This window comes from Chryseobacterium sp. T16E-39, from assembly GCF_002216065.1.
Taxonomy (GTDB): domain Bacteria; phylum Bacteroidota; class Bacteroidia; order Flavobacteriales; family Weeksellaceae; genus Chryseobacterium.
Window position 1 is genome coordinate 1,116,806 of sequence record NZ_CP022282.1, and the last position, 12,822, is coordinate 1,129,627.

Annotated in this window: 13 protein-coding genes; all 13 read right to left on the reverse strand. The window is 33.3% G+C overall.

What is annotated here, in order from left to right; genetic code table 11:
• Positions 1-276: 276 nt before the first annotated feature.
• Positions 277-1,659 carry a nucleoside permease gene (locus tag CEY12_RS04895; RefSeq protein ID WP_089026625.1) on the reverse strand — a complete coding sequence of 461 codons (1,383 nt, stop codon included), beginning with the start codon at positions 1,657-1,659 and terminating at the stop codon, positions 277-279.
• A 21-nt stretch (positions 1,660-1,680) separates the two neighbouring features.
• On the reverse strand, positions 1,681-2,280 hold the full coding sequence (locus CEY12_RS04900; protein ID WP_089026626.1) for a bifunctional nuclease family protein: 600 nt from the start codon (positions 2,278-2,280) through the stop codon (positions 1,681-1,683).
• A 107-nt stretch (positions 2,281-2,387) separates the two neighbouring features.
• Positions 2,388-3,335: an electron transfer flavoprotein subunit alpha/FixB family protein gene (locus CEY12_RS04905; RefSeq protein ID WP_089026627.1), complete on the reverse strand. Its 948-nt coding sequence runs from the start codon at positions 3,333-3,335 to the stop codon at positions 2,388-2,390.
• Positions 3,336-3,379: 44 nt separating this feature from the next.
• A complete protein-coding gene (locus CEY12_RS04910; protein ID WP_089026628.1) occupies positions 3,380-4,126 on the reverse strand; it encodes an electron transfer flavoprotein subunit beta/FixA family protein in 747 nt (248 codons plus the stop codon).
• Between the two features lie 150 nt (positions 4,127-4,276).
• Positions 4,277-4,984: an SDR family oxidoreductase gene (locus tag CEY12_RS04915; RefSeq protein ID WP_089029792.1), complete on the reverse strand. Its 708-nt coding sequence runs from the start codon at positions 4,982-4,984 to the stop codon at positions 4,277-4,279.
• A gap of 79 nt (positions 4,985-5,063) precedes the next feature.
• The gene (locus tag CEY12_RS04920; RefSeq protein ID WP_089026629.1) at positions 5,064-6,071 is read right to left on the reverse strand and encodes a T9SS type A sorting domain-containing protein; all 1,008 of its coding nucleotides are present in this window, start codon (positions 6,069-6,071) and stop codon (positions 5,064-5,066) included.
• A 465-nt stretch (positions 6,072-6,536) separates the two neighbouring features.
• Positions 6,537-7,403, reverse strand: coding sequence for a T9SS type A sorting domain-containing protein (locus CEY12_RS04925; protein WP_089026630.1), 867 nt, complete (start codon positions 7,401-7,403; stop codon positions 6,537-6,539).
• 295 nt (positions 7,404-7,698) lie between these two features.
• A complete protein-coding gene (locus tag CEY12_RS04930) occupies positions 7,699-9,078 on the reverse strand; it encodes a dipeptidase (RefSeq protein ID WP_089026631.1) in 1,380 nt (459 codons plus the stop codon).
• 166 nt (positions 9,079-9,244) lie between these two features.
• A complete protein-coding gene (locus tag CEY12_RS04935) occupies positions 9,245-9,520 on the reverse strand; it encodes a hypothetical protein (protein ID WP_089026632.1) in 276 nt (91 codons plus the stop codon).
• A gap of 140 nt (positions 9,521-9,660) precedes the next feature.
• Positions 9,661-10,809 (reverse strand): THUMP-like domain-containing protein, encoded by a 1,149-nt coding sequence (locus CEY12_RS04940; RefSeq protein ID WP_089026633.1) that lies wholly within the window; start codon positions 10,807-10,809, stop codon positions 9,661-9,663.
• 5 nt (positions 10,810-10,814) lie between these two features.
• Positions 10,815-11,255, reverse strand: a complete 441-nt coding sequence (locus CEY12_RS04945; RefSeq protein ID WP_089026634.1) for a DinB family protein — start codon at positions 11,253-11,255, stop codon at positions 10,815-10,817.
• Positions 11,255-12,418 carry a methylmalonyl-CoA mutase family protein gene (locus CEY12_RS04950; RefSeq protein ID WP_089026635.1) on the reverse strand — a complete coding sequence of 388 codons (1,164 nt, stop codon included), beginning with the start codon at positions 12,416-12,418 and terminating at the stop codon, positions 11,255-11,257. The genes CEY12_RS04945 and CEY12_RS04950 overlap by 1 nt, the downstream gene beginning before the upstream one ends.
• A 50-nt stretch (positions 12,419-12,468) precedes the next feature.
• Positions 12,469-12,822: an FtsB family cell division protein gene (locus CEY12_RS04955; protein WP_089026636.1), complete on the reverse strand. Its 354-nt coding sequence runs from the start codon at positions 12,820-12,822 to the stop codon at positions 12,469-12,471.

Below are 12,822 nucleotides of genomic sequence, written 5' to 3' on the forward strand. Positions count from 1 at the left end.
GAACCATAAAAATTTTGCATAAAATTTCATTATTTAATAATAGAATTTCATTTTATTTGAATAGTTAAAAACTAACACAAACTAGTTTAATTCCGATTTGTAATCCGTATTTATTGTTTAACTTAACATCATTGACAAAAACAGGAATAAAATCTTCTGATTCAATAATTAACAATAAATATCAACATGAAAGAAATAACAAAAAGTTGTTTTAAATAAAAAATGCACTTTATAAATAAAGTGCATTTTAATGTATTGATAATAAGCTACATAAATTTAATGATTTACATTAGCAACTTCTTTAGGATCATGTTTATGTTTAAATAAAATAGCAAAAAATATTGCAAGTACCAGTGCATAAGCTGCAAATGACAACCATATATTTTGCCAATCTTTTACCATAACAACGGAGGATAATGTTCCATCAGCATTAACGGCTGCATTAAAAGATTTTTTTAGAATTTCCAAAAATGTCTGATTATCAGGTGTTGTTTGCAAATAAGAAGAAAGATCTCCTACATTCGTAAATTTCCGTGTAAAGAACTTATCAATAGCCCATCCCGCCATATAGCTTCCAAAAACAGCTCCAAAGCCATTCGTCATCATCATAAATAATCCTTGTGCAGAAGAACGAATCTTTTTATCTGTTGTTGTTTCTACAAAAAGAGAACCTGAAATATTAAAGAAGTCGAAAGCCATTCCGTATACGATGCAGGAAAGAACAATGAGAGCTAATCCATATCCATCCGGAACACCATAGGCAAAAAATCCAAACCTTAATACCCAAGCCAACATAGACATCAACATTACCTTTTTAATTCCGAACTTCTTTAAAAAGAATGGAATTGCAAGGATAAATAAGGTTTCTGAAACCTGAGAAATTGACATAATGATCGTAGATCTCTGTACAACGAAAGAATCTGCATATTTTGGGAAGTGAGCAAATTCACTTAAGAAAACATCCCCGTATGCATTTGTGAGCTGTAAAGCAGCACCTAACAGCATAGAAAATAAGAAAAATAGTGCCGTTTTATAGTTACCGAAAAGCTTAAATGCATTCAAACCAAGCTGTTCCGACAAAGGTGCACTTTTATCAATTAATTTTTGTGGTGGACATTTTGGTAAAGTCAGTGCATAGATTCCGAGAAGAATCGCTACAACTCCACCAATATAAAATTGACCTTCAGTCGCTTTATTCCCTGTAAGGTTAGTGATCCACATTGCTACAATAAATCCTATTGTTCCCCAAACACGTATTGGTGGAAAGTCCTTTACAACATCTAAATTACTATTCTTTAGTATAGTATACGAAATAGAATTAGCAAGAGCAATGGTTGGCATGTAGAAACACATTGCAGCAAGCATTACATAAAAGAAAGAGTTAGGATCACCAGTGTGCGGTAAGATAAATAAAACAATTCCATAAAGAATTTGTAAAGCTGAAAAAATACGTTCCGCATTTACCCAACGGTCAGCAATAATTCCAGTTATGGTAGGCATAAAGATAGAGGCTATCCCCATTGTTCCGAAAACAGCGCCAAACTGAGTGCCATCCCAATGTTTTGTACCGAACCAAAAATTAGCCATCGTAATCAGCCATGCTCCCCAAACAAAAAACTGAAGAAAGCTGAGGATGGTAAGTCGTAATTTTAAATTCATATTTTAATTATAAAAACTCTTTTAGTCAATTTTCTTTTTTCTTCTCTTAATTTCTTCCTGAATCTCCAAAGCTGTATCATAATCTTCTTCTTTTACAGCATCTTCTAATAATTTTTGAAGCTCTTCCATGGAAAGAGATCTTAAATTATCTTCTGATTGAACTGTTTCAGAGAATGATTGTTCTTCTTTGGAAACATCTTCTAATTCTAAAAGAATTCCTGCTTCATTTAAGACTTGCTGAGTCGTAAAAATAGGTGCATCAAATCGCACTGCCATTGCAACAGCATCGGAGGTTCTGGCATCCAGAATCAGCTCTTCTTCTGTTATTTTATTTTTAAAGTTAATATTAGAAAAGAAAACGCCATCTACAATCTGATAAATAATGATTGAAACCAATTCATAATTTGCCGAAACTATAAATTTTGTAAATAAATCATGGGTAAGAGGACGAGGTGGATGAATATCTTTCTCAAGACCAAGAGAAATGGATTGTGCCTCGAAATTTCCTATAACAACGGGTAGTTTTATGTGTGTTTCTTCATGTTCCAATAACAAAGCATATGCCCCTGATTGTGTCTGACTGTATGATATTCCCCGAATAATTAGCTGTTTATAATCCATAACTACAAAGATAAATTAATTTTTTATTGTAGGTTTTACTTTTTAGACAAAAATAAAAGCTCGGAAAGCCCGAACTTTTATTTTTTTATTTATTATAAAACTAAGTTTTATCCTTTGATTGCCTTAATTTTTTCAGTTAATGCAGGAATAATCTGGAATGCATCTCCTACCACTCCATAATCAGCAGATTTAAAGAAAGGAGCTTCAGGATCACTATTAATTACAACAATAGTTTTAGAAGAGTTTACTCCAGCTAAATGCTGAATCGCTCCCGAAATACCTACTGCAATGTAAAGATTTGGTGAAATTGCCTTACCTGTTTGTCCTACGTGCTCAGTGTGAGGTCTCCAACCGATATCAGAAACAGGCTTAGAACAAGCTGTAGCAGCTCCCAATACATTTGCTAAATCTTCAATCATCCCCCAGTTTTCAGGACCTTTCATTCCTCTACCAGCTGAAACTACAACTTCAGCTTCTTTAAGGTCTAATTTACCAGAACTTTGCTCATGAGAAACCACTTTGGTATCTTCATTAGCTACCGATAGATTTTTCACTTCTTCAGAACCGGAAACTGCATTTTCTTTAACACCAAAAGCATTTTGAGAAACCGTGATGATTACTCCTGCTCCTTCTGCTTTAGCATGCATAAATCCTTTTCCTGAGAAAGCTCTTCTTTTCACCTGAAATGGAGAAAGACTTTCAGGAGCTGCCAATACATTAGTAATTAAAGAATAATTCTTCATTACAGCCAGCATAGGCGCTACTGATGAAGCATCTGTAGTGTGTGGGAAAACAATTATATTTCCATCAGCTACTTCATTCACCGCTTGTGCGAAAGCTTTTGCTGAAAAGTTTTTAAGACCTTCGTCTTTAATATTAATAACATTTGATGCTCCATATTTATATAATAAATCTGAAGAATCTGTAGGATTTACAGAAATTGCTGTAACAGTATCTCCTGCCTGATCAGCAATAGCTTTAGCATAAGAAACTGCTTCAAAAGCTGCCTTTTTGTAAACTCCGTTTATATTTTCTGCGTATACGAATACTGCCATTTTTTTTAAATTTAAAGATTAAAAAATTTAATAATTGAAAGAGATTATATTACTTTAGCCTCTTCATGAAGTAATCTTACCAATTCATCCAGATTATCCGGAGAAACCATTTTCACAGCAGCTCTTGGAGGAACACTGTCATAAGAAACTCCCTGAACTTTCACTTCATAAGACGTAGGCTCAACAACCTGCAATGGTTTTGTTCTTGCAGACATGATCCCTCTCATATTAGGTATAATCAAATCTTTCTCGTCTACTAATCCTTTTTGTCCAGCAATAACTGCAGGAAGTTTTACAGATATCGTTTCTTTACCTCCTTCAATTTCTCTTATAGCAGTTGCTTCACTCCCATTGACATCTAAACCTACAGATGCATTTACGAATGGCTGGTTTAACAGCTGAGCTACCATTCCTGGAACAGAACCTCCATTATAATCAATTGATTCTTTTCCACAAAGGATAAGATCATATCCTCCGCTTTGAGCAACAGCTGCAATTTCTTTAGCTGTTGAATAACTATCTTTTGGATCAAGATTTACTCTTACAGCATCATTTGCGCCAATCGCCAATGCTTTTCTGATTACAGGTTCTGTAGCAGTATCTCCTACATTAATTACTGTAACTGTAGCTCCCTGAGATTCCTGAAGTTTAACCGCCTTTGTTAACGCAAATTCATCTAGTGGATTGATCACCCACTGAATTCCGTTTTTGTCGAAAGCAGATTTATCTGCTGTAAAGTTAATTTTGGAAGTAGTATCCGGAACACTACTAATACAAACTAATATTTTCATGTGTACTATTTTATTTTTCTCCTTTTATCGCATAAAAGCGTTATACTCTTACGCAGAGATCTTGTTTGATTAATTTCTGTAAATATAAATAAAAAATATATTATGCATGCATAATACTTATGATTTTATTATTCAATACATTAAATGTATTTACTTCGCTGGTTTTGTCGCCCTAAACTCTATCTTACTAGGCAAAACCCGTGGATTCATTTTTAAAATATCCAATACCAGATTCCCCATATCCTCCGGCTGAATTTTCCATTCGTCTTTTTCCGAAACAACATTCCCATTGAAATTTGTTGCAACAGAACCTGGCATGATGACCGTTGTTTTAATATTGTATTTTCTAAGATCAATCATTGCAGCCTGAGTAAAGCCCACCACTCCAAATTTAGAGGCATTATATCCGGTTCCGTTTTCAAAGAAATTAGCGCCAGCAAGACTAGAAATAGTAATATAATAACCTTCGGTCTTTTTCAACTCCCCTACTGAAGCTTTTAAAGTATAAAAAGCACCTGTTAAATTAGTTTCTATCATAGAGTTCCATTCTTCAATAGTTAATTCATCTACAGGCTTAAATATCCCTAACCCGGCATTAGCGATAACAAAATCTATCTTACCAAATTTCTCTACAATGTATTTAATAGCTTCTTCTTCACTTTCCAGACTTCTAACATCAGAAACAATTCCCAAAACCTGGCTGGAATATTGTTGCAATTCATTTTCAGCTGCTACCACATCTTCTTTTTTGCGCCCCGAAAATGCAACTGATACTCCATTCTGGAGCAATATTTTAGCAATTCCAAAACCTATCCCTTTCGTTCCGCCAGTGATATAGGCCACTTTATTTTTAATCATACGTTTTACTTTAATTTCTCTAAAATAAAGAAAACGCTTCAATTGAAGCGTTTTATATATACTAAGATTTATCAGCAATTTATTTTTTAATGATTTTTTTAGAAAATTTACCCCCTTCGGTTTCAATTGTAAGGACATATGTTCCTGGGAGAAGGTTTTTCAAATCTATTTTATTGTTATCTAGTTTAGCATTTATACTTCTTCCCGCTCTATCAACAATTTCAACTTTAGTAATCTGCGACTTTGCTTGTATAGTAATAAAATCAGTTGCAGGATTAGGATAAACCAGAATATTATTTTCTTCAACAGCAGCTTCTTTTGTATTCAATACTGCATTATTAGTGGCAACTAGTGTATAATTATCAAAAGAAGTAATATGGGAAACTGTATTTCCTGAACCAACCGCTGAAACAAAATCCATTTCAAAAGGATCTATGCCTGCAGCAGCAGGTACATAATTTGCAGGAGGGCTGGAAATAAAACCTCCCGGGCTGGTCCAAGTAACCACCCCTGTAGTTTTGTTAAATGTACATTTTAATGTGATCCATGTATTTGCCGGATAAGTATAGGTACTTGGCTCCAGATAAAAAAGAATATTCCCTGTCGTTCCAGTAATAGCATTCTTATAATATGCTATGCCTACAGCTCTTTGTGAAGCAAAATCATATCCAGCTCCAAGCAGCGTTTTATGGGTTGTCTCATCATACACTAAAACAGTTCCTCTACCCGACCCCCCGGTAACGCTTCCTGTGTACAAATTAAATTCCAGCTTAAGAATATCATTTCCCGCTATTCTGGCGGCCCACGCTGCAGGAAGCCCATCCTTCCACATATACTTTGTTTGTGTTGCATTCGCACTTCCAGTAAGCTGCAAAGACTTGTCATGAGCAGCGTCTATATTTACAATCTGCGCATCTGAATTGGAACCACCGGCAAAATCTGTACGAAAACCACCTTGCCCCACAGTAGTTGGTGTAATAGTCGTACCAACATTTCCTATAATATAGGAATTAAAATTATCACCCTGTAATGATTGGGCATTTAATGTTTGAAATAAAAAGACACTAACTAGTAAAACTTTTCTCATAATATATTCTTTTTAGTTGTATAGCATTGTTTAAACTATTCATTCTTAGCATAAGATTCCTTTCCGTGAATAGCTTTATTGATAAAACAACAAAAGTTTAAGAAGAATACTTATGAAATGAAAAAATACATAGAGTGATTATCAGTAATAAATTTAAAACTCACTCTCTTTGTTTAATCCTATTTTTAATAAGTCATTTGTTTAATTTTCACACTCATTAAACGTTATGACCAGACGATTTAACAACTATAAAGATATTTTGGTATGAATAAATTACCAATACCTAAAAACGAGTAATTATTAATACCTGATCATAGGTATCTTTCTTGCTACTAGAGCAAATACAATAAAATTGAAGCGATCGATATCTTGTTTTTCAGCATTACCCAGCCTTTTTTTCACAAAATTCAAACAAAAAAAACGCTTCAATTGAAGCGTTTTTGTATATCTAAGATGTATAAGTAATTATTCTTTTATAATTTTTTGAATATATACTTTTCCATCACTTGCTTTAACTTTTAAAATGTAAGTTCCTTTTGGATAGCTTGATACATTTACTTCATTAACGTTTTTGCTATTTGCCACTGAAGTAACCACTCTTCCGGTCATATCATAAATATCGATGTTTTCAGATTTTAGAGAGCTTCCAAATTTGAATTTCAAGATGTCATGAACCGGATTTGGATAAACCTGTAAGTCTTTTGAATTGATCACTTCAGTAACCCCTAAATTATTTTGTCCAGTTACCGTCATTACCCATCTTGCTAAAGCAAAATTAGCTAAAGGCCCTGTCCCTGTTGCAATTGGAGTCGTAATAGAACAATCTCCTGAAGAAAGATATGACAAACCTGTCTGAGCCCCCGGATGAGATCCCATATAAAATGATACCCCATCAGCACTTCCATCATGAGATATCTTGACAACAAACGTACCACCTGCTGGAACAACCTGTGATAAACTCGTTCCCGTATTCACCATTAATCCAACATTTGCTGGAGCAACAGTTACGTTTGCGGTTCCTAAAAGCGTCTGAGTTCCAGCTGGAAATGTTCCTGTTAAGTTGTAAAGATCAACAGTCACTGGAAATGTATCACTTGCTGTTTGTACCCCAAATGCAATATTAGTAACATTGTAGGCATAATTTATTCCAAAATCTGATAACTTAAATACTCTGTAATAAGAATTCTGTGAAGTGTAACCTTCTGCTGAGTTACCGCATGCTACGGATCCAGTTGGCGATACCGTGTTTGGAGTTGAATTTTGTGTAATTACTTGAGCATGGTTTATACCTGCAAGCACTACAACTGCTAAAGATGTAAAGATTTTCTTCATGATATTACTTTTAGTTAATTTTGTAAATATATTTTTTTTTATTGATTAAAAAAAATTTTAACTCATAAAATATACAATCAAAAACAATCTGTATCATAAGTAATTAAATCAATAACATATTGCACCACAAAGTGAAAAATAATATTTTTTACATTTATTTTAATACATTCATATAATAAACCAAAATTATCTTTTTTAGTTTAAAATAACAGCAAAAAAAAGAGAACATCAATAATGACATTCTCTTATATATTAATTTAGTAATTTAATAACAATTACTTATCAAAAGTATTTTTTACTTTGAATAATTTTCGAAAAACAATGGTATACTTTCAATTCCTTTATAGAAATTAAACAATCCATAATGTTCATTTGGGGAATGGATCGCATCAGAATCCAGACCGAAGCCCATCAAAACTGACTTTGCTCCCAATACCTTTTCAAACATTGAGGTAATTGGAATACTTCCGCCTCCTCTGTAAGGTAGTACTTCTTTACCAAAAGCAGATTCCATTGCCTGTTTTGCGGCTGCAAATTCTTTAGTATCGGTTGGTAAAACATAAGGCATACCACCATGATGTGGAGTCACTTTTACCTTTACAGTACCGGGAGCAATTTTTTCAAAATACTTAGTGAACTTTTCAGTAATCTCTTCAGGAGTTTGATAAGGTACTAAACGCATAGAAATTTTTGCAAAAGCTTTGGAAGGAATAACTGTTTTTGCACCTTCTCCGGTATAACCACCCCAGATTCCATTACAATCCAGTGTAGGTCGGATCGATGTTCTTTCTAAGGTTGTATAGCCTTTTTCACCTTCTATATCACTTAATCCGATTGCTTTTTTAAACTCATCAGGATTATCTTTTAATTTATTCATTTCAGCTCTTTCTTCATCTGAAACGACATCTACATTATCATAGAATCCATCGATTGTAATATGCCCGTCTTCATCGATCAATTTTGCAATCATTCTTGACAGGACATGAATAGGGTTTGGAACCGCTCCTCCATAGAGTCCTGAATGCAAATCTCTGTTTGGTCCCTCAACTTCTACTTCTACATAACTCAACCCTCTTAATCCTGTAGTAACTGTAGGCTGTTCGTTACTGTAAATATGGGTGTCAGAAATCAAAATACAATCGCAAGCCAGTTTTTCCTTGTTTTCATTAACGAAATCTCCTAAACTTACTGATCCTACCTCTTCTTCTCCTTCCAGAATAAACTTAACATTACAAGGAAGAGCATTGGTTTTCATCATTGCTTCAAAAGCTTTCAGATGCATAAAAAATTGTCCCTTATCATCAGCTGAACCTCTGGCAAAGATCGCTCCATCAGGATGAAGTTCTGTCTTTTCTATATAAGGTTCAAAGGGTGGTTTTTTCCACAATTCCAATGGATCTGCAGGCTGAACATCATAATGTCCATAAACCAAAACTGTAGGAAGGTTTCCATCTAATATTTTTTCTCCAAAAACGATTGGATAACCGTTTGTTTTGCATACTTCCACATTATCTGCTCCAGCATTTTTAAGATGTGTTGCACATACTTCTGCACATTTCAATACATCTTCTTTATAAGCAGGATCCGCAGAAATAGACGGAATTCTCAATAATTCAAATAATTCATCTACGAAACGCTGTTTGTTTTCGTTGATGTAATTTAATGTCTCTTGCATTGTAAAAATTTGTTTGGTTAAAATTAAAAAAAATGGACTGCAGCAGCAAGCAAAAACAAAGAATTTTCCTGACGCCGATTACCTGCTAAAAATTCAGTTAATATCAGCCTTTAAAACAAAAATGTCCTGCAATACTGCAAGACATTTTTATATTTTTTACTAATAATTAGTGTTCAGCTTTTGCTTTTTCAGCTTCTGCAGGTTTTGCTGTGGCAGTACTATCTGCTTTCGGAGCTTCAGTTTCGTGCTTTTCAGCAACAGCATTTTCTTTATGTTCAGCTGTAGCATCATGCCCGTGAGCCTCTCCACCTCCTTGCTTATCATCAGAATATCTTTCTGCTCCTTCTTCCAGTTTTAAAGTATTTTTATTTCCACCAGCCTGTATTTTTTTGCAACTTACAGCTACACTTGCAATGGCTAAACATATAATTAATTTTTTCATATGTAAAATTTATTTTTTTTAAAGGTCATATGGAATCGCATTCTTTTAGTTTATTCTAAATCATCTAAACAACCAGCGATTTCATACTTAAATTTTAGATTGCCCAAAATTAAGAAATCTTGCATCCTTTGGCAACATTTTTATAATGATTTTAGAATAATTTTACCTTTTTTGGATTGGGTAAAAATAAGATACCGCTCACCACCATCCTTTAGACTATATTTCGTTTTAATTTCTTCGGGTTTTAACGGATAATTCTTAGAAATAATGTTGAATTGCTCTTTCTTTTTAATGTGTTTGCTTTCAATAACTTCCATTTCTAAAACCCTTCCAGGAAAATGTTCTACTTTATTCCCAGAGGTATAAATATGTGTATTGGGGTGAAGTTTCTTTAGCGCAAATTTTTCGGCAATGAGGTTAAAAACTCCAGCCTTTAACATAGAATTATTGGGTAAGTAAATGAATCTCTCGGGTTCTGAGAACTCTGACTGAGCTTTTTCTTCTTCTCCGAACCGGAATATAAAATCAGATTCATCACTTTCTAAATTCACACAGTGGCAATCAATTTTCTGTGAACCATGAGTTGATAATAAAACAACAACTTCTTTAACGTCATTTTTTACCGCAATAATATCAATCCTTGAAACATTTTTTAAAACAGATATCAGATATTTTAAATCAATTAATGGCGATAGTTTTATCACAACATCATTTGAAATGGATAGTAAATGATCCTGAATTTCCAGAATATCAGGTGATAAATCCTCTAAAAGGAAAACCTTATTCTTATGATCATCTCGTCTTGCTGGATCGAGATAGATAACATCAAAATTCTCTTTATTTTCATTAAGAAAATCCTGAAGCTTTAAATTAATGAATTCTGCTTTTTTCCCTAAAATAGCCCAATTATGCTCAACAATTTTTAAAAGCTCTGTATTTTGTTCTATTAAGGTGATTTCATTAAAATTTTGCGATAAATAGTAAGCATCAATTCCAAATCCACTGGTAAGATCGATGAATTTCCGTCCTTTTAAAAATTCTGATTTATAAAGAGCGGTCTTCTCAGAAGAGGATTGCTCCAGGTTAAGGTGCGGAGGAAAAATAATATTTTCCCGTAATAGAAAAGGAAATTTCTTAAGAGCTACCTGTTTCCCCTTTATTTGCTGAACAATTTCCGGCATCGAAACATCAGAAAATGGAGATTTTTTTAACAGTAATGAATGCAGATCCGAATGAAGATTTGCATCAATAAACTCCTGAACTTCTTTTTTTAATATATGATCAAACACTAAAATTATCTTTTATAAAAGATATAATCCGTTAATAAAGGTTCAATACCATTTTGTTTTAGTAAAGAATTAATCTGTCCCCTATGGTAAGTGGAATGATTGATCGCATGGAAAAGCATTTCAAAAATACTGTTTTCAAATTTTGTTCCCTTCGAATTCTGATAACCTATCCTGTTTTCTAAATTAAAGTTCTGAACAATCTGAATACTCGTTAAAAAATTTTTATGATTGATTTCCTGTAAGTCATCTGTCTGATTGATCTGCCATACTTCAAAAGCCTGCTCTCCTAGTATTCTTGCATTCCAAATTTGCTGAGCATTAATTGTATGATTAATTAATGCCAGCGTTTTATCATCAACTTCCGATATATGTTCTTTAATCAGCTTAATAATTTCCCGATTAAAATGGTGTGTATACTCGAATAAGTCAATTAGTTTCTCATTCATTATTCAAACATTTCTGACCAGCGAACCGGCTTTATTTCCATCTCATTATATAAGTCTTCAATGGGTCTTTTAACCTCTAATTTCGGATAGAGATTCACGCCAATCAATTTAATTTTTCCTTCTTCTACCCATTTTTGCTCCTCAACAGCATGTTCATAGATCTTTTTCTGAACAACTCCCTGTTTCATTAATTCCAGATATCCTCCTCCATCTTCTATTTCCACGAACAAAGCCCATGACCTTTCTGCAATTTGCATGGTGAGATCTTCTACATAGTAACTTCCATTAGAAGCATCCTCAAAAACATTAATTATACTTTCATAAGCCAGCACAATTTGCTGCTTAAAAGAAATTTCTTCCGAATTTTCAGTATTTCTATTAACAAGATAGTTATTGCTATAAACAGCATCAGCACCTCCTATCATAGCAGAAGCAAGTTCTAATGTAGAGCGGATAAGATTATTTTCACTGTCCGAAACAGCTTTATTCCGTAAAGAAGTTTCTGCAAAAATATATGGAATTTCATCTAAATTATACTCTCTTGAAAATTGGTTAAAGACCAACTTAAATGCTCTTATTTTAGCCATTTCAAAGAAATAATTCCCTCCAACCGCTATTCTAAAGATTAATTTATTTAAAACATCAGCACCTAAGATTTCAGTAAGTTCTTTAGTTTTTGCCAAGGCAATTCCTAATTGCTGATAGATCGCAGCACCCGCATTTTGGTGAAGTGAAACATCAATACAGATATTTCTTTTAAAATCCTTAGCTAATAATTCTTTAACAAGCTGATCATTAATAGTTCCTGCTTTTTCATCAAATACATCAATTAAAGAGAAGTATTGATCTTCATCTTTCGGACTGATATGTTCCGCAAGATCTTTATTATTAACAAAAAGAGTCTTCCCTTCAAGATTTTCTACGTTTTGGTTCAACAAAAATGCAAAAACGTCCTCCTCTAAACTTTCATGATAGTTAGCCACTAAATGGGTACTTTCTTCAACTTTTGGCAGATTGACTAAAGGCTTATGTACAGAATTATAAAAAGGCTTTACTACAATCCCTTCTAAATTTTCTTTTTTCAGGATGCTGTAAATATCTTCTGTTTTAAGTTGCTTTTTTACTAAATCTTCCCATTGAGGAAGTGTATTGATATGTGACATTTAGTTGAAAGTTAAAGATTAAAGGGCTGGCAAGTTTAAAATTAGGAATCTTATTTCTTAGAAATATGCGTACTATCTACCACCAGGATAAATATTTCCTCGTCGGGCTTTTTCATAAAATAATTTTCTCTTGCGTATTTTTCTTTTTCCGATTTGTTATTCATCAGCTTTTTATAAAACGTATCATTCTTTTCATATTCCGTTTTATAATACTGTAGTTGTTCCTGGTATTTATTAATTTCCCCATTAAGTTCATTAATTACCAAAAAAGAGGTTTTATCAAAAAAAATCATCCAGACCAGAAATAAACAGATCGTAATGAAATATCTGTTTATAATATATTTTTGAAGAACTTTTAGGACTTCAGACTTGGGCTGTATGTCTTTAATTAATTTATTTGCCAT

Excerpts from the sequence above, each read along its gene's own strand:
- CEY12_RS04895 (WP_089026625.1), bottom strand. The coding sequence starts at position 1,659 with ATGAATTTAAAATTACGACTTACCATCCTCAGCTTTCTTCAGTTTTTT.
- CEY12_RS04900 (WP_089026626.1), bottom strand. The coding sequence starts at position 2,280 with ATGGATTATAAACAGCTAATTATTCGGGGAATATCATACAGTCAGACA.
- CEY12_RS04905 (WP_089026627.1), bottom strand. The coding sequence starts at position 3,335 with ATGGCAGTATTCGTATACGCAGAAAATATAAACGGAGTTTACAAAAAG.
- CEY12_RS04910 (WP_089026628.1), bottom strand. The coding sequence starts at position 4,126 with ATGAAAATATTAGTTTGTATTAGTAGTGTTCCGGATACTACTTCCAAA.
- CEY12_RS04915 (WP_089029792.1), bottom strand. The coding sequence starts at position 4,984 with ATGATTAAAAATAAAGTGGCCTATATCACTGGCGGAACGAAAGGGATA.
- CEY12_RS04920 (WP_089026629.1), bottom strand. The coding sequence starts at position 6,071 with ATGAGAAAAGTTTTACTAGTTAGTGTCTTTTTATTTCAAACATTAAAT.
- CEY12_RS04925 (WP_089026630.1), bottom strand. The coding sequence starts at position 7,403 with ATGAAGAAAATCTTTACATCTTTAGCAGTTGTAGTGCTTGCAGGTATA.
- CEY12_RS04930 (WP_089026631.1), bottom strand. The coding sequence starts at position 9,078 with ATGCAAGAGACATTAAATTACATCAACGAAAACAAACAGCGTTTCGTA.
- CEY12_RS04935 (WP_089026632.1), bottom strand. The coding sequence starts at position 9,520 with ATGAAAAAATTAATTATATGTTTAGCCATTGCAAGTGTAGCTGTAAGT.
- CEY12_RS04945 (WP_089026634.1), bottom strand. The coding sequence starts at position 11,255 with ATGAATGAGAAACTAATTGACTTATTCGAGTATACACACCATTTTAAT.
- CEY12_RS04950 (WP_089026635.1), bottom strand. The coding sequence starts at position 12,418 with ATGTCACATATCAATACACTTCCTCAATGGGAAGATTTAGTAAAAAAG.
- CEY12_RS04955 (WP_089026636.1), bottom strand. The coding sequence starts at position 12,822 with ATGGCAAATAAATTAATTAAAGACATACAGCCCAAGTCTGAAGTCCTA.